Below are 21,318 nucleotides of genomic sequence, written 5' to 3'. Positions count from 1 at the left end.
ATGATTGATTTCTCATTTACTATCGAAACGAAAACGTTACGGGTGAAAAAACATCTTTATGCATTAAAAAACACCCCGAGCTCATCGGGGTGTCTTCATTTATTGATCCGGGTTGCTTTCTGCACTGGCAATTTGCTGTGCAAGGTCAGCTCGATCAATGTCGGCTTGAAAGAATTCCTGCGTATTCGGCAGGTGTAAATTCATATGACGTTTTTGAGATATGCGGATGGTGACTTGATCAACGGTGTAATCAAATACGTGTCCGCCAACACTTCGATCTTCATCAATAAAATGAAGGTGATATCCACTTACCGCAATGCCGTGTGCGTACTGCGGTGTACGGAAGCCTGCGATCGTACCTTGAATATCCTCGAAGTCGAAAATAGGCTGAGACTTGACTGCTTCTACCATCGGAACGTAAGGTTTTTCCTGTTTTTCAACCGTACGTGTTTGAACCTTTTTGAATGATCCATCAATGCGGACCGCATAAAAGATATTTTTACTTGGTAAGATGCGGTCAATTTCTTCTTCCAGTTCTTTGGACGTCATTGGTGCATCAATTCGATGAACGATATCTGTTTCAAAGAAAGCTAGAGAGCAGAATGGTGAATAATCTTGATCGGTGACTGGTGTCGCTGTTCCATCCGAGCGCAGCCGGTAGAATGCACCGTCAAAGCCGATCAGCTCCCCATCTAATTGATTAAATGTACCGATGCCGAAATCACCGTGTTCAGGAATATGTGCGAGGGAGAAATCTCCATCATATACGGCTTCAAGCAAGGAGGTCATCGTTGATACTTGATAGACCTCCTGCTGTTTGTCATGCTGTCTTGTGTCATTCTGTTGATTCATTGGGTGCATCATACCCATATCCGCTCACTCCTTTAATGTAATGTATCGAAGTCTTATCTGACGTTCGCTGTGTGTTTTTTTCGATAGACTTCTGGCCATTTTTGACTGGCGAGGTCAGGGTTATCTTGATAGTCAATCGGAATATCAATGATCACGGGTCCTTCTATGTTTATACCCTTTTGAAGGACGGTTGAAAGCTCCTCAGGTGAGTTGACCCGTAATCCAGTCGCTCCAAAGCTTTCCGCATATTTCACTAAATCGATCTGTCCGAATTCAACGCAGGATGTACGGTCATATTTCATTTCCTGCTGGAACGCAACCATGTCATATGTGCTGTCGTTCCAAACAAGGTGAACGAGGTTTGTCTTTTTGCGGACAGCTGTTTCTAACTCCATTGCGGAGAAGAGAAAACCGCCATCACCCGAAACCGAAATAATCTTTTCATCTGGATTCAATATAGAAGCCGCAATTGCCCATGGTAATGCGACGCCTAATGTTTGCATGCCGTTACTCACCAAGAATGAGTTCGGTTCATAGACGCGGAAGTGACGGGACATCCAAATCGCGTGAGATCCGATATCACATGTGACCTTTGTGTCATCAGGAATCAGGCGTCTCAATGTATGAATGACATCCAGCGGGTGAGATCGATGACTTTCTCTTTCTGGTGCCTTTTCAATGTCGCTTAATAGCTCCTGTAATTCAGTGACTAATTCTATGTTCTCTTTGCATAGAGAAAGAGGAACACTGTCATGCGCTAGATGTTTGACGGTTTCAGAAATATTGCCTACAAGTTCAAGCGCTGGCTCATAAAAATGGTCAATATCTGCCTGCATGTCATCAACATGGATGATCTGGCGCTGTTGCGGCTGAAGATTCCAATGCTTCGGATCATACTCGATTGGATCAAAGCCAATGGTCAAAAGGACATCTGCTTGTTCAATGAGAAGGTCACCCGGCTGATTACGGAATAAGCCGATTCTGCCTACATATTGAGACTCGAGCTCTCTTGAGAGAACGCCGGCTCCTTGATACGTTTCAACAAATGGGATACCAAGTGTTTTTAATAATGCTCTTGTGGCATTTGCAGCAGCTGGACGACTGGCTTTCATTCCCACAATCGCAATAGGTAAGTGTGCATTTTGAATTTTGGCGATAGCCGAACTGATGAGAGCATCCGGTGCAGGACCTAATTCTGGAGAAGGGTGAGCAGACACTGCTGTTTGTGTGGTGTGTTCTGTCACGACATCTTGTGGAAAGCTGATAAATGCTGCTCCAGCCTGCCCTTTTTGTGCCGCGCGAAAAGCATTTGTTAATGCTTCTGGTATATTATGAACGTCTTGTACTTCAACACTATATTTGGTGACTGGTTTGAATAATGCCGCATTGTCGAGTGATTGATGTGTTCGTTTCAGACGATCTGCACGAATGACGTTTCCAGCGATTGCGACAACAGGATCACCTTCTGTATTGGCTGTTAATAGACCTGTTGCTAAATTAGATGCACCAGGACCTGATGTGACGAGACAAACACCTGGTTTGCCAGTTAAACGTCCGACAGCAGCTGCCATAAAGGCTGCATTTTGTTCGTGTCTGCATAGGACAAGTTCAGGACCTCTGTCTTTTAATACATCAAATACAGCGTCAATTTTTGCACCTGGAATGGCAAAAACATGGGTCACACCTTGAGCAATCAGCGTATCGACAATCAACTCTGCTCCTCGTCTTGTTAGGGGTTGTGCTTGAGATTTCATTTACCCCGCACTCCTTTCGGCAAGTAAAATTTTTTAAGAAAATATATTTTCATGATATGATTTACTATACATTTCATAAAATAAAATTTCCAATATATGTTTAACGCAGTTTTGATATGTTTCACGAATAAGTGAAGTGTGTGAGGAGTGAAAGGATGGAACTGAGACATTTGCAGTATTTTGTCACAGTAGCGGAGGAGCTGCATTTCGGCAGAGCAGCCGCACGGTTGAATATGACACAGCCTCCACTTAGTCAGCAAATTAAGCAGTTTGAGGAAGAATTGGGTTTTCCTTTATTTCACCGGTCGAAACGGGTGGTGGAGCTAACAGCTGCTGGAAAGGTCTTTTTACATGAGATTCGGGGAGTGTTGCAACAGCTTGATAAAGCGGTTGATCATGCCCGTCACACAGCAAGAGGAGAGCTGGGGAAAATCATCATAGGTTTTGTTGGAACGGCGACGTATGATATTCTGCCGCCCGTTGTACGTGAATTCAGGGAGCTGTATCCCTCTGTCAGTATCGAGCTGCAGCAGCTTTCTGTTCCGCAGCAGCTAGAGGCACTGTTAAATGGTGAGATTGATATCGGTTTTTTACATCCTACATCGCCGCATGAAGAACTAGTCAGTCGTTTGATGAAGCAAAGTGAATGTATTTTTGCGATTCCAAAAAATCATCGATTGGCTCAACAAGAGACTGTCACGATTGAAGATATCCGTCATGAACCGATTATTTCTTTATCACAGGAATCGTGGCCGTCCCTTTATCAGCACTTTGTCCTGCTATGTGAAAAGTACGGATTTTCTCCAAATATCGTGCAGGAAGCGGCGGAATATCAAATGATCATTGGCCTTGTCACAGCAGGGATCGGTATTGCGGTGATTCCGAAATCAGCCCGGCGTCTATTTAATCTGGATGTTGTTTATCGGGCCATTGAGGGTGAACAGCTTCTGGCGGAATGGACGATTTCCTATAGACGGGAAAATCATAATCCTGCTTTATTTCATCTTGTCCACCATATCCTGCATCGCACCGAGCTGGAATTAGAGGTATAGGGAACGGGTTATGGTATGATGTCGTTACATTAAAAGGAGGCGTACCTGAATTGATTACATTGCAAATGGATCAGCTGTCACGAAAAGAGGCATATAAATTATTATCTGGTTCTATCGTTCCAAGACCGATAGCGTTTATTACAAGTCTATCTAAAGAAAATGTCGTCAATGCCGCACCATTTAGTTTCTTTAATGTCATCAGTGGACACCCACCGCTCATTGCCGTTTCTATCGGTCGACGTGAAGGTCAGATGAAAGATACTGCGCAGCATATTATCGATAGGGAAGAGTTTGTCATTCATGTGAGTGATGAAGCCATAATAGAAGATATTAATGAAACAGCTGCTACGCTGCCGCAGGAAGAGAGTGAGCTGGATCGAACCGGTCTTCATCAAGTAGAGAGTCATGTCATTTCAGTGCCGGGGATCAAGGAAGCGCGCATTCGTTTTGAATGTCAGCTGGAAAAGCATCTCACCTTTCAAAATGATGAAGGGGAGATCACGGTCGATCATATCATTGGCCGGGTTGTATGTGCACATTTAGATGAGGGTGTTTATGATGTAGAAAAAGGCTATGTTTCTACTAATGAACTGAAACCAGTCGCGCGACTAGCAGGTAATGATTATGCCCATTTAGGCACGTCATTTGTGCTGAAAAGACCACAGTAATCAAAAGACCCCCGAGTGATGCTCGGGGGTTCTGTTTATTTCTTCTGTTCTAGTTTCAGTGGAGCTGCGATGTTCTTTTGTACTTTTTTCCCTTTTAATACGTCGTTTGCAGCACCGACTGCCAGTTGACCGATCAGCTCTGGCTGCTGCGCAACTGTTGCAGAGAGTTTTCCTGCTTTGATTGAGCTGAGTGCATCTTCGTTCCCATCAAAGCCAACGACAAGAATGTCTTTCCCAGAGCTTTGAATCGCCTCTAGCGCGCCAAGTGCCATTTCATCATTGTGGGCAAAAACGGCTTTGATGTCAGGGTTTCCTTGAAGGAGGTTTTCCATGACATTCAGTCCTTTTGTCCGGTCGAAGTCAGCAGCTTGTTTCGCTGTCACTTTTAAGTCTTTATCTGCTATTTTATGGAATCCTTTTCCACGCTCACGTGTAGCGGAAGCGCCTGGTACGCCTTCTAATTCAGCGACTTTTGCTCCTTTGCCGAGCTTGTCGATGATAAAGTTAGCTGCCATTTCTCCGCCTTTGACGTTATCTGAGGCGACAAGTGCTTCTACCTTTCCACTTTCGGCTGAGCGGTCTAATGTGATGACAGGTATATCAGAAGCGTTCGCTGATTCGACAGCGGTTGATATGGCAGATGAATCCGCTGGGTTGATGAGCAATACGTCGACACCTTGCTGAATTAAATCTTCTACATCACTTGTTTGTTTAGCTGAATCATTTTGTGCATCTGCAATCACGACGTCAATGCCTAGCTTTTTCGCTTCTTTTGTCACACCGTTTTTCAAAGAAACGAAGAATGGGTTATTTAATGTCGAGATTGACAGCCCGATTTTGATGTCTTTTTTCTTGCCATCTTTTGATGACTTGGCCCACTCAGGTGGTTCAAGAGAGCAGGCAGAAAGCATGAACAATGAGAGAGTCAGGATGAGAATAAGATATTTTTTCATAGCGGCTGCCTCCTTAAGCAGATTTCTTTCTGTCCAGCAGGACTGCAATCAAGATGACAATCCCTTTCACAACAGATTGATAGAATGATGAAACACCAAGTAAGTTCATACCATTGTTCAGGACACCGATAATAAGTACCCCGATGAGTGTGCCGACAATTCGTCCTCTTCCGCCGGACAGGCTTGTCCCGCCAAGTACGACGGCAGCAATGGCGTCAAGCTCATAGGACGTGCCAGCTGTTGGCTGTGCAGAATTCAGACGAGATGTTAAGATCGCACCTGCTAAGGCAGACATGAAGCCTGCTAATGAATAGATCATAATTTTCACGCGCGGTACTTTGATGCCTGAGATGAGAGCCGCTTTTTCATTCCCACCGATCGCATATGTTCTTCTGCCGAAAGGTGTTTTATGAAGCAGTACCCAAAGGACGATAAAGGTGAGAAGCATCGTGATCGCTGGAACAGGAATGCCTAAGAAATATCCTCTGCCAAATAATTGGAATGCATAGTTAGAGCCAAGCCCAGTAATCGGGTTTCCATCTGTATAAACGAGTGTCAAACCTCTGAAAATCGTCATTGTCGCAAGTGTTGCGATAAAAGGGGCCATTTTTCCTTTTGTGATTAATAGACCGTTAATCATCCCAAGAACGGCACCGATGATACAGCCGACGATAATGGCTAAAATCGGGTCCATGCCAGAAACGATAAAGCCGGCAGTCAGGGCACTGGACAGTGCAAGTATGGCTCCGACTGATAAATCAATGCCCCCAGTTAAAATAACAAACGTCATCCCAAAGGCTATGAGGGCATTAATGGAGATTTGTCTCAGTAAGTTTAAGATGTTTAAAGGTTCTAAAAAGGCCGGGTTTAAAATAGAAACAATGGCGACAAGGATGATGAGTCCTAAGAATGGCCCAAGCTTTTGCATGATGTGATCAAATCGTCCATTTGAAGTAAGTGGTTTCATGTTACTTCCCTCCTGTAGCTAGTGTCATAATTCGTTCTTGTGTTGCTTCTGTTTTGTCTAATTCTCCGCTGATGGTTCCTTCATGGATGACGAGTACTCGATCGCTCATCCCGAGTATCTCTGGGAGTTCAGAGGAGACCATTAAAATGGCAACGCCCCGATCGGTCAGTTCGTTCATTAACTGATAGATTTCTCGTTTCGCTCCGACGTCGACACCTCGTGTCGGTTCATCTAAAATCAAGACCTTTGGCTGTATGCCGATCCATTTGGCGATGACGACTTTTTGCTGATTTCCACCAGACAGGCTTCGGGCAGAAATGTCAGAGGAAGCCGTTTTAATCGTCAGTCGTTTGATGAGCAGATCGACAAAATCCTGTTCATTTTTTTTATCAATCAGTCCCTTTGGAGAGAAGCTTTTTAAGTTTGGCAGACCGATGTTTTCTCGGATGGATGCATCAAGCATGAGCCCTTCATCCTTGCGATCCTCTGTGATAAAACCGATGCCGAGCTTGACCGCATCACTTGGTTTTTTAATAACAGTCTTTTTTCCGTGAACCCAGATTTCTCCTTGGTCAAGAGGATCAAGGCCAAAGAGTGATCGCATCATTTCGGTCCGGCCAGCCCCCATTAAGCCTGCAACACCGACGATTTCTCCAGCTTTAACTGAGAAACTGATATCTTGAAATTGTCCTTTTTTCGTTGCTTGTTTCACCTCGAGGACAATATTTCCTGTAGAAGGCGTACGCTCAGGATATCGATCTGTCAATTCACGGCCGACCATTTTTTTGACGACTTCGTGGAAGTTCGTTTCAGGTATGGCTTTCGTATCGACCGTTTTCCCATCACGCATGATCGTAATCCGGTCACAGATTGCAAAGATTTCCTCCATACGGTGAGAAATATAAACGATGGAAACGCCTTCTTTTTTGAGAGATTCAATGACCTGGAAGAGCTTTTCAATTTCACGTTCCGTTAGAGCTGCTGTCGGCTCATCCATGATGATGACTTTCGCATCGGTCATTAATGCCTTTGCAATCTCAATCATTTGTTTTTGTCCAACAGAACAGCTGCCTGCCTCTTGATCAAGCGAGAGATTCACAGACAACCGGTCCAGCTGCGTTTGGGCAAGGACCTTCATTTTCTTTGTGTCTAGCAGCCCAAGATTCGTATAGATTTCTTTCCCGATGAATAGGTTCTCCAAGACGGTCATATCCGGCCATATGTTGAGCTCTTGATGAATGAAGGCAATGCCGTGCTGTTCCGCTTCCTTTGGATTTTTGAAAGCGGTTTCTTTTCCGTCGATTTGTATCGTTCCTTGATCTAAAGAATAAAGACCTGTAAGCAGGTTCATTAAAGTTGATTTTCCCGCACCATTTTCACCCATGAGTGCGTGGACTTCGCCTGTGACGAGGTCAAAGGAGACCCCGGAGAGAACGGTGTTTTTCCCAAAAGCCTTATGGATGTTATGCATCTCTATGTTCATATCTGGCTCCTCCTTTTAAAAGATGACACCGGCATGAAGAATGCAGTTTGCGTATGGGGTGGCTTCACCCGTTCGAATGACTGCCTTTGCCTGTTTGGTCATGTCTTTGAACGTCTCGTGGTCTACTTCATGTAATGGTTTTGAGAACGCTTTCTTAAGAAATAAATGATCTCGTTTATTGGCCTCTTTGATTTCACTAGCCACAGTCATGTTTTCAACAGCCATTTCTTGAAGAAGGAGGGAGGTGACCTCCTGAAAGGACGGTGTGCCGATCGATAATGCCAGGTCAATTTTGACTGGACCTTCTGGAATAGGGAGGCCGCAGTCTGCGATAACGATTGTATCTGTATGGCCAAGGTCAGCAAGCACCTTGGCAATATGGCTGTTTAGGATGCCGTTTTTTTTCATTTCTTTTTCTCCAATTCTTCTCTTGTTGGCATGCCGCCTTGTGCACCAAACTTTGTGACGGACATTGATGCTGCAAGGTTGGCAAAGGCTAGTGCGTCATAGAGGGATTTGCCTTCTGTTAGGGCGACAGCTAAGGCTCCGTTAAAGGTATCGCCAGCTCCTGTTGTATCGACTGCTTCGACAGGTACACCTGGAACTAACACTTCTTTCGATCCATCAAAATATCGAACCCCATTTTTCCCTTCTGTGACTAGTAATTTGTTAGGGTATTGACGCAAGGCATCTTCAATTGGCAGACCATCGAACATAAGAACAGCTTCGTGTTCATTCGGTGTAATGTAAGCAGCCTGATTTAAAACCTGCTGCGATACTTTGCGGGCTGGTGCAGGGTTTAAAATCACAGGGATTTCTTTTTCACTGCAAATGGAGCAGACCGCTTCGACCGTTTCTTCAGGTATTTCCTGCTGGATAAGAACCATCCCGATATCATCAATTGTAGAAAGAGCATCATTTACATAGTCAGGAGTGACCTCATTATTTGCCCCTTTGACCACGACAATGCTGTTATCACCTTCTGCTAAAATGATATGAGCTGTGCCGCTCTCCATTTCGGTAACCGGTTTCATATATGAGGTGCGGACACCTTGTGCTTGTAAATTACTGAGAATTTCCTGACCGTAAGCGTCATCACCAACTCGGCCGACCATATATACATCTGCACCGAGTCTGGCACTTGCGACAGCTTGATTGGCACCTTTTCCGCCTGGGACCGTTTTAAACGATTCGCCTAAAACCGTTTCACCGGCATTTGGCCGTTTATCTGATGTGACGACTAAATCCATTGAACAGCTTCCTACTACAACAATATGACTCATTGTGAATCCACCTTTCTTGTGGTCTCTCGTTCAATAAAAGAGACGGGCATTTGAATAACTGGCTGATCTATCGGTTGTTTCTGAATCGCTTTGATTAACAGCTGTGCCGCTTCTTTCCCCATCTCATAGGCGGGCTGCCTAATGGTCGATAAGGAAGGGAAAAGCAGCTCGCTTTGCGGAATATCATCAAATCCAATGATTTGAACGTCTCCTGGAATGGCTTTTCCGATACGAAGCGCTTCATGGATGACCGCTGTTGCGACGATGTCATTGCTGGCAATGATTCCATCTGTTTCAGGGTACAGCTGGAAGAGGGCTTTGGCGCTTTTTCGGGCTTCTTGAAAGGAAAAGGAAGCATTAGACATCACATGAAAGTCGACACCTGTATCCGTGAGAACATCGAGTGCGCCCTTGAAGCGCTGCCGAGCTGTTTGTAGATGGGCAGGTCCTTTTAGCAGTGTGATCTGCCGGCTGCCGCGTCTAATTAATTCCATTGCGGCCATTTTCCCGCCAGCTGCAGCATCTGCAAAAACAGAAGGTGCATGTGGAACGGTTCGATCTAAAAACACAACAGGTAAATCATCATCGTTGTATATATCTGATTCAGGTTCATTTGTGACTGCGATGACACCGACCACTTGATTTTGTTTAAAGGTTTGTAAGTAGGCCATTTCCTTCTCTCGATCCTCATCACTGTTCCCGAATAATAACCGAAAACCGTGCGCATGAATCTCATCCTCAACACCTCTAGCCAGCTGAGGAAAGAAGGGGTTTGTGATATCAGGCAAGATTAAGCCGATTAAGCGTGATTCTCTTTTGAAAAGGGATCTAGCCACTTCATTGGGAAAGTAGTTCAACTCCTGCATCGCTTGTGTCACGCGGGTTTTCGTATCTGAATGGACGTATCCAGTATCATTGAGCACGCGTGAAACAGTGGCAACAGACACTTGTGCAGCTTTTGCAACATCTTTAATGGTAGCCAATGGAGTGCCTCCCTTCATGAGTGTGTAACCGTTTACACACATAGATTATCACGAAAGCATCAAAATGACAATCTAAAAAAAATAAAAAAAGAAAAGAAAGATGACTTCTTCCTTTTCTTAACTAATAATACCTGTTTGTGTAATGTTCACTTTCACTTTTGGAATGATTTTCACCTTCGGATAATCGGTGACCCAGTTCATTTTCATATACTCATCATAGTGTCTTACCCGGTATTTTCTGCCAAGGCTGAGAACGTCAGAATTTGCTTCTTGCAGGGCTGCAATCACTTTTTCGGCTTCTTTTGTGAAAATAGCTGATAGCCTTTTATTTAACATTTCAATTTTTTTATCTGTATCTAAATTGTCTTTCGGGTATTCAAGAACAGAGGTGGTGAATTCAAACTCAAGAGAAAAGGTTAAGTTTCGGTGATCAGGATTGACGATTTTAATGTCTCTTTTTGAATCGGTTACTTGAACGGTGATGTAATTGTTCTCTTTTAATTTCATATCACTACTTACTTTTTTCGTGAAGTTCGCATAACTGCCCATTTTTCCATCCATAATGGTGAGCAGAATGGCATCCTGGGCATAGAGTTCACCTTTCTTTTTTTCATTATCAAATAAGGCAACCCCCTTCACACTCGTTAACTTTTTTGACTTATCGTAGTAGAGTAACGGCAGTGTAAAATCCTCACCGGTTTGCAGCATTTTGGACCTGATGTTTTGAATGTTCTTAGGTGAAACTTGTGAGGAGCGTGATGCAGAAGTGATCAGGTTATTTAAATAGTCGCTCACAATCAGTTTTTCCTTGAGCAGAGAATTGATCAAGTCCACACAGCTCCCGCCTTGCACCACCGCCAAGTTTGCGAGTAAAGGGCTTTTCGGATCCCGATAAAACATATCTAAGTAAGGGAGCAGCCGGTTTTGGGCAAATTCATCACCGATCAGCAGCACACGCATTTTCGACATATCAATTTTTTGGTCTACACTCCGGCTAAAGTTGCTTCTTGCTTTTCTTAAAGTAGGCGCCTCGGTTGTGAGAACAGTGGTTAAATAACTGCCAGAATTCCCTTGCTGCATACTTTGAGACTGCTGTACCTTTCGATAGGTAATCGAATATCTTGCATTGTCATCCTCTCCTTGATCAACAGCTGAAGTTAAAACGAGAGAGATGTCTTTTAATAGGTTTTGATCCCAGCAGCCAGGCATGAAAATGAGGGAAACGCACATAAGCAGTGTCAACATGTACTTATGATGCATGTGATTTCACCTTCTTTTTGCGATGTTTGATCAAGATAATAACGGCCATCATGATCGGAAGTGTGTAAATAAATGAATATTGTGCAACGGTGGTAAAGTCATTAAAGCGTTGAATTCTAAAGTTATCAGTAGAAAGAAAACAGCTGACAGCATAAATCAAAATGGCAAAATAGTAGACATATTTCTTGTGATTTTTTTTCTTCAAAATACTGGCCACACCATTTGCACAAAAGTACAGATAATTGCTGAGTGTGGCTAAAATGACGAAACCCCAGATACTAAGAAAAATTAAATCAGTCCTTTCGATGACTCCGAAAGTAATGGTTTTTAATAAATACACAACAGGATTTGGAATCAAATCTAGCTCAGCCGGACTGAAAAACATAAAACAAATTAATGTAATAAATAGGTAGTAAAGCGTCGTGCATATATTTGAAATGGTCATCACTTTATATCGTTCCTTAATGGTTCCCTTCATCATCGGAGAGATCATCAGAATCATCTCAAATCCATTCAGTGACAGTACCACATCCTTTAATCCAAGCGGAATTTGAGAAAGATCTGTTTTGAAAAAAGGCAAGAGGTAGTCAATATTGGTGCCTTTTAATGCATAGAACATCAAAAGAGAGAGGAAGAGTATTAAGGGTGTCAAAATAAAATTAAACCTGACAACGGCTGTAATTTTCTCTTTTGCGATATAGATGATGCATATGACCAGTAATAGATTTATGACCCAGTTTGGTGTGAGCGGGAGCACCCAGATGCCAAGAATCCTAGTGAATATAGATAGTACAACAATACAAACGGAGGCAAAATAGAGCGCATAGAGCACGACCAAGGTACGTCCAATCCATTTTCCAAAGACTTCAATCAGCGCATGGAAGAACGATGTCTCAGGATACTTGTAGATGATATAAAGAAAAATCGTATTGATGATTTGGATGAAAAAACACGCTAAAATAATCGCCATCCAGCCATCGTGCCCCATGTCTTTCATCAGCAAATGGGGGAGTGCTAAAATACCGACACCAATTTGAGATTGGACGATAAAACAGACAGCTTGAGGTGGAGAGAGTTTATTTTTCATTTTTCTTTGTCCACCCTCTCAGTTGTTCAACTTGTTTTTTCTTTTGCGGATTTAAATAAACAGGGCGGTTCTTGTACATCCACATTGGGAGTCGAATCACCGTATCTTTTAAATCCTGCCAGTTAAATGGAGCAACAGGTGATAAATATGGCACCCCTAGTGATTCAAGGCGGCATAAATTCATGAGAATGAGAGTGAGTCCGAATGAGATGCCGATAAACCCAAACATTGATGCCATAAGCATGAGCGGGAAACGAAGCATCCTGATGGTGGCTGTCATTTCAAATGACGGAAGTACAAACGAAGCAACAGCGGTCACAGCGACCACAATCACTAGGACATTCGAGATGAGCCCTGCTTGTACAACCGCATCCCCAATGACCAACCCCCCTACGATTCCAATCGTTTGCCCGATTGGTTTAGGCAGACGCACCCCAGCCTCACGTATAAGTTCAATCGTGATCTCCATCAGCATGGCCTCTATCAATGGAGGAAAGGGAATGCCAATAATAGAGTTCTTCATCGTAATAGCTAGTTCATCTGGGACAACCTCATAATGAAACGCAATAACAGCAATATAAAAAGATGGCAAGACAACAGCGATGAAGAAGGCAAGATACCGAAGAATACGAATAAACGTAGCAGGAATCCAGCGGCTGTTATAATCATCTGGTGACTGAAAGAAACTAAAAAAGGTCACGGGAAGAATGATGGCCATAGGACTCCCATCCATCAGCACTACAATTCGACCTTCAAGAATGGCAGATCTCACCTTATCTGGACGTTCTGTATCAATCAGCTGCGGAAAAATAGAAAATGAATCATCCTCAATTGCCTCAACGATAGAGCCAGGACTTAACAGTGTGTCTACTTTAATAGAAGAAATCCGTCTGTTGACCTCTTCGACCTTTTCTTGATTGGCAATATCAGATATATAAACCGTCGCAAGCTTTGTTTCCGATTTTGTACCGATCTTATGATATTGAATGGCGAGCTTTCGATCATTTAAATGGGAACGCAGTAAGTAGATATTGGTATCAAGACTTTCAACAAATCCATCATGTGCGCCTGCGATAATACTTTCCGAAGAAGGTTCAGAAATAGAGCGCAGCGGAGGCTGTCCAACAGCAAATAGCTTAATTTGTGAGGAGTTTTCATCAAGAAAGGCAATACTTCCTGCAATAATACTGTCTGTGATCAGCGTCAAGTCGCCTGTTTCAAGTGTGCTAAGAGATTTTGTGTAATCCTGCTTTCCAGGAGGGCCTAACAAGTTACCGATGATGAAATCATTTAGTTTTCCTTCATCTATTCTTGTTTTAATAAAAAACAGCGCAGATTTCGTTTCATTCACCATTAATTCTCGGTATTCAAAATCGCCGCTTTGCTGAAATGTTTTTTTCAGGATCCGGATTTTTTCCTCAAAGCTTCCTGATAAAAAATGCAGGCGTGTTTGCTCATTGGTGTTTGGCATCTTTAGCCTCCTCTCACAGATTTTTTAACCATAGTGTAAGCGAAGAAGCGAATTTTATTCGTCATCATTGGGGAAAGCATGACATGAGCTGACAACTTTCAACTAAATTCATATTAAAAATGTTAAGAAATGATGAATCTTGATAAAAACAAATGAATAATGTTTCATTGTTTAGGTCATAAGGTGCGAATCTCGTAAAGAGAAGGTACACCGAAATGATCAAAGTTTTACATCTTATCCCAATTTTTCGTGACCTAAAAATAAGCAGATGACTTGATTTTTTTAGAGGTGACCTTTGTCATAGGTCAACACACAGCAATCTGACCAAGGAGAATGACTTTCTAACCTGTTCGTTCAAAAATATAAAACATTCCAAAACACGCACTATTCATTTAAAGCGCTGATATGACTGATGTTATAGAGAATAACGGTCTTTAAAACATTGATTCAAAATACATCTTAATAATTGTCGAAAAATTTAGGGAGAAAAGGACAAAAGATTTTCGGATCATTGATGTTAACGCTTTCTCATGAATTCAGCAGAAATTCAGACTGATTTTTGTCCGTCTTTTGGCCTTTTCATTTAAAGGATAGGTAGGCAAAATAGCCTTTTGATTAGAGGAATTTGGCATACGAGGAAGTGAAAGATTATGTTACATAATACCGATTGTGATTTTATGCTGAACAGATATACTGTTGATTGAATTTACATATCACACTCATAAAAAAAGGAGATGTAGATAGCGATGTGGTTAATCGTTATAGCCTGTGTCATCATGTTAGGGATTGGCTTTATTGAAAAGAAGCGTCATCAGAAAAATATCGATGCCCTGCCGGTGCGCGTCAATATTAATGGTATTCGCGGAAAGTCTACCGTCACAAGATTGACAACCGGTATCTTAATGGAGGCAGGTTATAAAACTGTCGGTAAAACAACGGGAACGGATGCAAGAATGATTTATTGGGATACGCCAGAGGAGAAACCGATTAAAAGGAAACCGCAAGGACCGAATATCGGAGAGCAGAAGGAAGTTATGAGAGAAACAGTTGAAAGAGGAGCAAATGCCATCGTCAGTGAATGTATGGCGGTAAATCCAGATTACCAAATTATCTTTCAGGAAGAGCTGCTTCAAGCAAACATTGGCGTAATCGTAAACGTTCTTGAAGATCATATGGACGTCATGGGGCCAACACTTGATGAAATAGCAGAAGCCTTTACAGCGACAATTCCTTACAATGGACACTTGGTTATTACGGATAGTGAATATACGGATTTCTTTAAAGAGATTGCGAAAAAACGCAACACAGAAGTCATTGTTGCAGATAATTCCAAGATTTCCGATGAGTTTTTGAGGAAATTTGAGTACATGGTTTTCCCAGATAATGCTTCACTGGCACTTGGTGTTGCCCAAGCATTAGGGATTGATGAAGATACGGCATTCAGAGGAATGTTAAATGCGCCACCTGATCCAGGAGCGATGAGAATTCTTCCATTAATGGACGCGAAAACACCTGGACACTTTGTAAATGGATTTGCGGCAAATGACGCATCCTCTACATTGAACATTTGGAAGCGTGTGAAAGAAATTGGATATCCAACAGATGAACCGATTATTATTATGAACTGCCGTGCGGATCGAGTAGATAGAACGATCCAGTTTGCGGAGGATGTACTTCCTTATATTGAAGCAAGTGACCTTGTTTTAATTGGTGAAACAACAGATCCAATTGTGAAGGCATATGAGGAAGGGAAAATTCCGGCTGACCACTTACACAACCTTGAATATCAATCTACAGAACAAATTATGAATATGCTTGAGAAAAAGCTTCATAATCGAGTGGTTTATGGAGTCGGCAATATCCATGGTGCCGCTGAACCGTTAATCGAAAAAATTCAAGAATACAAAATTAAGCAGCTTGTCAGCTAGGAGGAAATATAGAAAATGTTCGGATCAGATCTTTATATCTCGTTAATTTTAGGAGTTCTACTCAGTTTAATCTTTGCAGAAAAAACAGGAATCGTACCAGCTGGACTTGTTGTCCCAGGTTATCTAGCGCTCGTATTTAACCAGCCAGTCTTCATTTTAGTCGTCTTATCTGTCAGCTTGCTTACGTATGTGATCGTTCGTTTTGGCTTATCAAAATTCATGATTTTATACGGACGCAGAAAGTTTGCTGCGATGCTGATTACAGGGATTGCCTTAAAACTGATATTTGATTTCTTCTATCCAGTCGTCCCATTTGAAATAGCAGAATTCCGCGGAATTGGAATCATCGTTCCTGGATTGATTGCGAATACGATTCAAAAGCAAGGTCTTACAATTACCCTTGGAAGCACGTTACTTCTAAGTGGTGCAACATTTGCCATCATGTATGTTTACTATCTATTTTAAGATAAGGTGTGTCCAATGATGAATAAAAAATTGAGCTTTCAGGAAAAGCTGCTGAAAATCACAAAGAACCAAAAGAAAAAGACGAATAAACACGTACTCATTGCTTTACCGATCGTCATTGCTTGTACATTTCTATTTACGTTTATCGGGAAAGCACAAGTGCCCACTGTACAAAAGAATCCAGAAAACATCCTGACCGCTTCGTTTGTCGGTGACATTATGTTTGGAAGAAACGTAGAGAAAGTAACAGACCGCTATGGTAAAGAGCATCTCTTTCGCTATGCCAAGCCATATTTTGATGTGTCAGATTATGTGACAGGAAACTTTGAGCATCCAGTCGCAACAGATAAAGAACAGGCAGCCCAAAAGAATATTCATTTAAAAACAGATGAAGATTCTGTCCAAGCATTGAAGAATTTGAATTTCTCTGTTTTAAACTTTGCGAATAACCATGCGGCAGACTATGGTGAAAAAGGGCTGAACAATACAATCGATGCCTTTGAACAAACTGACATGGATTATACAGGCGCAGGTCGTAACCTCCAAGATGCGAAGCAGAACATTTCATACAAAGAAGTAAATGGTGTCAAAATTGCTACGCTTGGTTTTACAGATGTGTATGGGAAAGATTTCAAAGCAACGAATCGCCAGGCGGGTATTCTGCCAGCCGATCCATCTATCTTTATTCCGATGATTTCGCAGGCTGCTGAAAAGGCAGATATTGTCGTTGTTCATGCTCACTGGGGACAGGAGTACAACAATGAAGTAAACGACAGGCAAAGAGAATTGGCAAGAGCGATGTCTAAGGCCGGAGCTGATATCATTATCGGTGCTCACCCGCACGTCCTTGAACCAATGGAAGTCTATAACGGAACGGCGATTTTCTATAGCCTAGGCAACTTTATTTTTGACCAAGGCTGGTCAAGAACACGTGATTCTGCACTTGTTCAGTATCATCTGAATGAAGATGGAAAAGCGACATTTGAAGTTGTCCCAATGTACATCAAAGAAGCAACACCTGCTCCAGTAAAAGCAGGATCTCTTGAATCAAAAGCGATTATCCGTATGCTGACCAATGGAACGAATGCGGATTGGAAAGAAAAAGACGGACACATTTTCTTTGAAGTAGATCACGCTGATAAAGTTAAAAACTTAAAAGAAAACGGAGGGAAAGAGAAGAAATGAAATTCCTAAAAGCAAGCTGGCCGTTTGTTGCGTTAATCTTAGTCTTTGTCTTTATGTCTGCTTTTAAATTTAGTGACAGTCTGACAGATCACGAAAAACAAAAGATTTCGGTTGAAATGCAGAAAATTGAACAGCAAAAGCAGTCAAAAGCGGAAGCAGGTAAATAACCTAAATAGGAGAAAGGGCACGCACATCGCGTGTTCTTTTTTTGTCGAAAAAGGGTGTAAAATGAATGGTGTCATGCCGAAACTATAGAAGATAGGAGGGAAAGGATCATGAAATGGAAAGGAATGTTGATCGGAGGGTGTGCGCTTGTAGGGCTGATGTTCATGTCTCAACCAGCGGTATCTGCTCAAACACCATCTCTTTTGGAGCAAGCGGAAAAGCTGATTGGAACACCTTATCATAAAGGAGGAACCGATCCAAAAACGGGCTTTGATGCATCTGGGTTTATTCAATATGTGTACAAGACATCCGAAACATTTGATTTGCCGCGGAAGGTAATTGACCAATATCAGATTGGAAAAAAGGTATCATGGGATAAAGCGCAGCCCGGTGACCTTGTGTATTTCCGAAGTCTTGAAGAAACGAAGGATATCCCAACACATGTGGCGTTGTACGCGGGGAACGATCAGGTCATCCATATCACGCTTAGTCAAGGTGTGGTGAAAACGGATGTCAGCAAAAGCAAATATTGGACTGATCGATTTTATGCGGTCAAACGCTTGCCCGGCACACAAGACATTTCTGATGACCCTCTTGTGAAAGATGCGATGACCTATTTAGGTATTCCTTATGTATTTGGAGGAACCGATCCAAAGACTGGATTCGATTGCTCAGGTTTTTTACAGTATTTATTTGAAAAATCACTTGGAATTTATTTACCTCGAAGTGCTGAACAGCAGTGGGCTGTTGGAGAAAAAGTGGCATTAGACGATATTCGCCCTGGGGATTTTGTCTTTTTTAGCAACACATATAAACCCGGAATTTCTCATGTAGGTATGTATATTGGAGGCGACCGCTTTATTCATGCGAGCCGTTCTGAAAGTGTGACAATTTCTTATTTGTCTGAATCGTATTGGCGCGAAAAATGGACAGGTGCGAAACGATTAACAGATCTGGAGCTGTCGAAAGAGGATCCTATCGTATCAAAAGCCGCTACGTATATTGGCGAAGTCCCTTATGTCAAAGGCGGTACGAATCCAAAGCAAGGATTTGATACAGCAGGGTTTACGCAGTACGTGTATCAAGAAGTGCTTGGCATTGAGCTGCCTCGCTATGCATCAGGTCAAGTCAAAGCAGGTACGCCTGTGAAACGTTCTGAGCTTCAGCCGGGAGATCTTGTCTTCTTCAGCGGGACATCATTGATGCCGGCAATTTATGCAGGATCAAATCAAGTCATTCATGTGACTGTCTCAAACGGTGTTGTCTTAACCAATATGAAAACAAGTACGTACTGGAAGGACAAATATGAAACGGCTGTTAGAATCAAAAAATAAAGAAAAAGCCCGATCAATACTTGGATCGGACTTCTCGACTTCTCTATAGGCGCTGATCAGACAAGCGTCTTTTTTTCATGAAATTGATTTTGTAAAAGAAGATCAATAAAATAAGCGACACCATCTTCATGATTTCCTTTTGTGATGTAAGTGCTTTTTTCTTTAATGACATCAACCGCATTCCCCATTGCAATGCGGTGGCCTGCTTCTTCAAACATAGAAAGGTCGTTTGGGCTGTCACCAATTGCATAAATATGTGAGCGGTCTACACCATAATGGGCTGCGAGTTTTTTCAGGGCATGTCCTTTTCCAGACTCTTTTGGCAGCACCTCAATAATATGTTTTCCAGACGAGGTCAATGAAAGCTCGGGCATCTCTGCCAGAAGATTTCGTGCTTCAGTCAGTTTGTTCATATCAAACGAGAAGCAGAGTAATTTATAGGTCGGTTCATTCGACTCAAAAATCTGACGGATATCATCTACTGGTTTGATGCCAAATTGTTTAAATTGCGTCATGGCTCCTTCCCATAGATCAGCGAGATCCTCATTTGGGTTTGCGCTTTCGATCAGATCAAATTCTGCTTTTAGTTTCTCTTTTCCATCGTAAGGAGAGAGGAGAGCATCGTCCGTATAGACTTCAAAGTAAATGTTTCGTTCCACTAATGCCTTAGCAGCGCGCTTGCCCGCTTCTTGGTCCAATGTGATTCGGCTGAAAAGCTCGTATCCTTCTGTATGGACAGTCCCGCCGTTTGCCGCAATAATGGGGATGTCCAAATCGCCAAGCAGCTCCTTTACATCAAAAGTTGCCCGCCCTGTACAGATGGTCACAATATATCCCGCTTCCTTCGCACGAATCAATGCCTCTCGGTTTTGAGCGGATATTTCACTTTTTGTATTTAAAAGTGTACCGTCTAGATCAATCGCAATCATTTTTTTCATCGCTGTCAAATCCTCCTTCATTCATGCAATAGCCTCTTCAAAGTATGTACGATTTCCTTCATTCTCATAAAAAAAGGATGGTTGATTCCTCACTATCAAGGCTAAACAAAAATGAGCGAATGATCAAGGAAATAAGAAAAAGCGCCCCTTAGGGACGCTTCCAGCGTGTAGACAAACCCTCGCATTCGGTGTCAGGTCTGCGCTCCGGTACTCACGAATCTCAAATTCGCTCTGTTCCGGTGCTCGCCCTTCCTAGGGCTGCAAAGGTTTTCTATCACGCTGAAAAGAAGACAAAGGGCTAAAATCAAGATCATTTTAGCCCTTTGTCAAAAATCTAAAAGCGCCCCAAAGGGACGCTTCTATTTATGATAATTCAAGCTGCTTCTTCAATTCAGTCTTCACTTCGTTCAGCTGGTTTTGATCCAATTGGAAATAATAAACCCCGTTTGGCTGGTAATCAGATCCTTTAAGCTGGATAGTATCAACCGATTTCAATGAAGTTAAAAGCGGGAAAAGACCGACTAACTCCTTCATAGAAAGGGTGGTTGACACATTATCACCGAGTGTATCAATGATATTGTCGTATGACGGAATAGATGTTAAAGATTTTGATTTATCAAAAATGGCTTTTAACACTTCCATTTGCCGCTGTCCACGCATTAAGTCACTATCTGCTTTTCTTGTTCTCACATATGCGAGTGCTTGATCCCCATCTAGTGTATGAGTTCCAGTTTGAAGCACAACCTTGCCTTTTGTATCTTTTTTAATCTGTTTCACAAGGTAATCATCCTTGATGTTAATAGACACACCGTTTAATTCATTGACGATTTCTTTAAATGCTACAAAATTACTTTGGATGACAAAATCGACCGGAATATCTAGTAAATCTTCAACTGTACTCACTGTTAAATCTGCACCGCCAAATGCGTGTGCGTGAGTAATTTTATCAAAACCGTGGCCTGGAATATTAACGTATGAGTCCCTAGGAATGCTTAATAATTTAACGGTTTTATTTGTGCGGTTAATGGTAGCCAACACCATTGCATCGCTTCGTGCTTGTTTCACTGTTTCGCCCGGTCTGCTGTCAATTCCAAGCAGCAAGACAGAAAAGCTGTCTTTTCCTGGATCGAATGCTTCAATCCGTTTCACAGATTGTGCGCCGCGATCAAGAGATACTTGAGCCTTTTTGGCAGCATTTGTTACTTTGTAGTAGGCGTAGCCAGTAACAGAAGCGGTCGTCAGTAAAAGAATACCAAATATAAAAAGAGTGACTTTCACCCATGGTTTTAAACGCTTTTTCCCTTTGCGTTTACTTCGTGATTGATCCATATATTTTAAACCCTCGCTATGATTTTATAGTAAAGATGTCCTTCTTTATGCTTACAAACTAAAACAAATATACCTTAAAACGGGATATAGTGCGACATTTTTTTCACTAACGCTTAATTGACGTATCCTTCTCGTAAAAAGTTTCAAAGATATACAAATGA

General features: G+C 42.3%; 20 protein-coding genes. 7 read left to right on the top strand and 13 right to left on the bottom strand.

Going from position 1 to position 21,318, the window contains the following annotated elements; all coding sequences use genetic code 11:
• Positions 1-99: 99 nt before the first annotated feature.
• Both budA and alsS read right to left on the bottom strand, forming a co-directional pair.
• Complete coding sequence (budA, locus tag ACN6NB_RS17120) at positions 100-870, bottom strand: acetolactate decarboxylase (RefSeq protein ID WP_058838581.1); 771 nt, start codon at positions 868-870, stop codon at positions 100-102.
• A gap of 35 nt (positions 871-905) precedes the next feature.
• A complete protein-coding gene (gene alsS / locus ACN6NB_RS17115) occupies positions 906-2,606 on the bottom strand; it encodes an acetolactate synthase AlsS (protein WP_106025536.1) in 1,701 nt (566 codons plus the stop codon).
• Between the two features lie 155 nt (positions 2,607-2,761).
• Between alsS and alsR the strand changes: the two genes are divergently transcribed.
• Together alsR and ACN6NB_RS17105 are read left to right on the top strand one after the other, a co-directional pair.
• A complete protein-coding gene (gene alsR, locus ACN6NB_RS17110) occupies positions 2,762-3,658 on the top strand; it encodes an acetoin biosynthesis transcriptional regulator AlsR (RefSeq protein WP_144491563.1) in 897 nt (298 codons plus the stop codon).
• A 65-nt stretch (positions 3,659-3,723) separates the two neighbouring features.
• On the top strand, positions 3,724-4,326 hold the full coding sequence (locus ACN6NB_RS17105; RefSeq protein WP_047202606.1) for a flavin reductase family protein: 603 nt from the start codon (positions 3,724-3,726) through the stop codon (positions 4,324-4,326).
• A gap of 35 nt (positions 4,327-4,361) precedes the next feature.
• Here the strand turns inward: ACN6NB_RS17105 and rbsB are convergent, their stop codons facing one another.
• From rbsB to ACN6NB_RS17060, 9 genes are all read right to left on the bottom strand, one after another.
• A complete protein-coding gene (gene rbsB / locus ACN6NB_RS17100) occupies positions 4,362-5,279 on the bottom strand; it encodes a ribose ABC transporter substrate-binding protein RbsB (protein WP_144491562.1) in 918 nt (305 codons plus the stop codon).
• A 13-nt stretch (positions 5,280-5,292) separates the two neighbouring features.
• A complete protein-coding gene (gene rbsC, locus ACN6NB_RS17095; RefSeq protein WP_024423678.1) occupies positions 5,293-6,246 on the bottom strand; it encodes a ribose ABC transporter permease RbsC in 954 nt (317 codons plus the stop codon).
• Position 6,247: 1 nt separating this feature from the next.
• Positions 6,248-7,729, bottom strand: a complete 1,482-nt coding sequence (locus tag ACN6NB_RS17090) for a sugar ABC transporter ATP-binding protein (protein ID WP_474253499.1) — start codon at positions 7,727-7,729, stop codon at positions 6,248-6,250.
• A gap of 15 nt (positions 7,730-7,744) precedes the next feature.
• On the bottom strand, positions 7,745-8,137 hold the full coding sequence (rbsD, locus tag ACN6NB_RS17085; protein ID WP_064497940.1) for a D-ribose pyranase: 393 nt from the start codon (positions 8,135-8,137) through the stop codon (positions 7,745-7,747).
• Positions 8,134-9,012: a ribokinase gene (rbsK, locus tag ACN6NB_RS17080; RefSeq protein WP_064497941.1), complete on the bottom strand. Its 879-nt coding sequence runs from the start codon at positions 9,010-9,012 to the stop codon at positions 8,134-8,136. The genes rbsD and rbsK overlap by 4 nt, the downstream gene beginning before the upstream one ends.
• Positions 9,009-9,995 (bottom strand): LacI family DNA-binding transcriptional regulator, encoded by a 987-nt coding sequence (locus ACN6NB_RS17075; protein WP_039181973.1) that lies wholly within the window; start codon positions 9,993-9,995, stop codon positions 9,009-9,011. The genes rbsK and ACN6NB_RS17075 overlap by 4 nt, the downstream gene beginning before the upstream one ends.
• A 117-nt stretch (positions 9,996-10,112) precedes the next feature.
• A complete protein-coding gene (locus tag ACN6NB_RS17070; protein ID WP_126682399.1) occupies positions 10,113-11,255 on the bottom strand; it encodes a Ger(x)C family spore germination protein in 1,143 nt (380 codons plus the stop codon).
• Positions 11,245-12,342, bottom strand: coding sequence for a GerAB/ArcD/ProY family transporter (locus ACN6NB_RS17065; RefSeq protein ID WP_126682398.1), 1,098 nt, complete (start codon positions 12,340-12,342; stop codon positions 11,245-11,247). The genes ACN6NB_RS17070 and ACN6NB_RS17065 overlap by 11 nt, the downstream gene beginning before the upstream one ends.
• Positions 12,332-13,813 (bottom strand): spore germination protein, encoded by a 1,482-nt coding sequence (locus tag ACN6NB_RS17060; protein WP_144491560.1) that lies wholly within the window; start codon positions 13,811-13,813, stop codon positions 12,332-12,334. The genes ACN6NB_RS17065 and ACN6NB_RS17060 overlap by 11 nt, the downstream gene beginning before the upstream one ends.
• A gap of 746 nt (positions 13,814-14,559) precedes the next feature.
• Here ACN6NB_RS17060 and pgsB point away from each other — a divergent pair.
• From pgsB to ACN6NB_RS17035, 5 genes are all read left to right on the top strand, one after another.
• A complete protein-coding gene (gene pgsB, locus ACN6NB_RS17055; RefSeq protein ID WP_039181962.1) occupies positions 14,560-15,741 on the top strand; it encodes a poly-gamma-glutamate synthase PgsB in 1,182 nt (393 codons plus the stop codon).
• A 15-nt stretch (positions 15,742-15,756) separates the two neighbouring features.
• Positions 15,757-16,206, top strand: coding sequence for a poly-gamma-glutamate biosynthesis protein PgsC (pgsC, locus tag ACN6NB_RS17050; RefSeq protein WP_007497520.1), 450 nt, complete (start codon positions 15,757-15,759; stop codon positions 16,204-16,206).
• A gap of 18 nt (positions 16,207-16,224) precedes the next feature.
• Positions 16,225-17,391 (top strand): CapA family protein, encoded by a 1,167-nt coding sequence (locus ACN6NB_RS17045; RefSeq protein ID WP_144491559.1) that lies wholly within the window; start codon positions 16,225-16,227, stop codon positions 17,389-17,391.
• Positions 17,388-17,558, top strand: a complete 171-nt coding sequence (edmS, locus tag ACN6NB_RS17040) for an extrachromosomal elements maintenance protein EdmS (RefSeq protein WP_087976066.1) — start codon at positions 17,388-17,390, stop codon at positions 17,556-17,558. The genes ACN6NB_RS17045 and edmS overlap by 4 nt, the downstream gene beginning before the upstream one ends.
• 108 nt (positions 17,559-17,666) lie before the next feature.
• Positions 17,667-18,890, top strand: a complete 1,224-nt coding sequence (locus tag ACN6NB_RS17035) for a C40 family peptidase (protein WP_058838591.1) — start codon at positions 17,667-17,669, stop codon at positions 18,888-18,890.
• Between the two features lie 56 nt (positions 18,891-18,946).
• Here ACN6NB_RS17035 and ACN6NB_RS17030 read toward each other — a convergent pair whose 3' ends face one another.
• Positions 18,947-19,828, bottom strand: coding sequence for a Cof-type HAD-IIB family hydrolase (locus tag ACN6NB_RS17030; RefSeq protein ID WP_186319806.1), 882 nt, complete (start codon positions 19,826-19,828; stop codon positions 18,947-18,949).
• 363 nt (positions 19,829-20,191) lie between these two features.
• Complete coding sequence (locus ACN6NB_RS17025; protein WP_144491557.1) at positions 20,192-21,157, bottom strand: LCP family protein; 966 nt, start codon at positions 21,155-21,157, stop codon at positions 20,192-20,194.
• Between the last annotated feature and the right edge of the window lie 161 nt (positions 21,158-21,318).

Source organism: Bacillus sp. 11B20 (genome assembly GCF_056098985.1).
The sequence above is the reverse complement of the archived record's forward strand: the minus strand, read 5'-3'. Positions and strand labels throughout refer to the sequence as shown.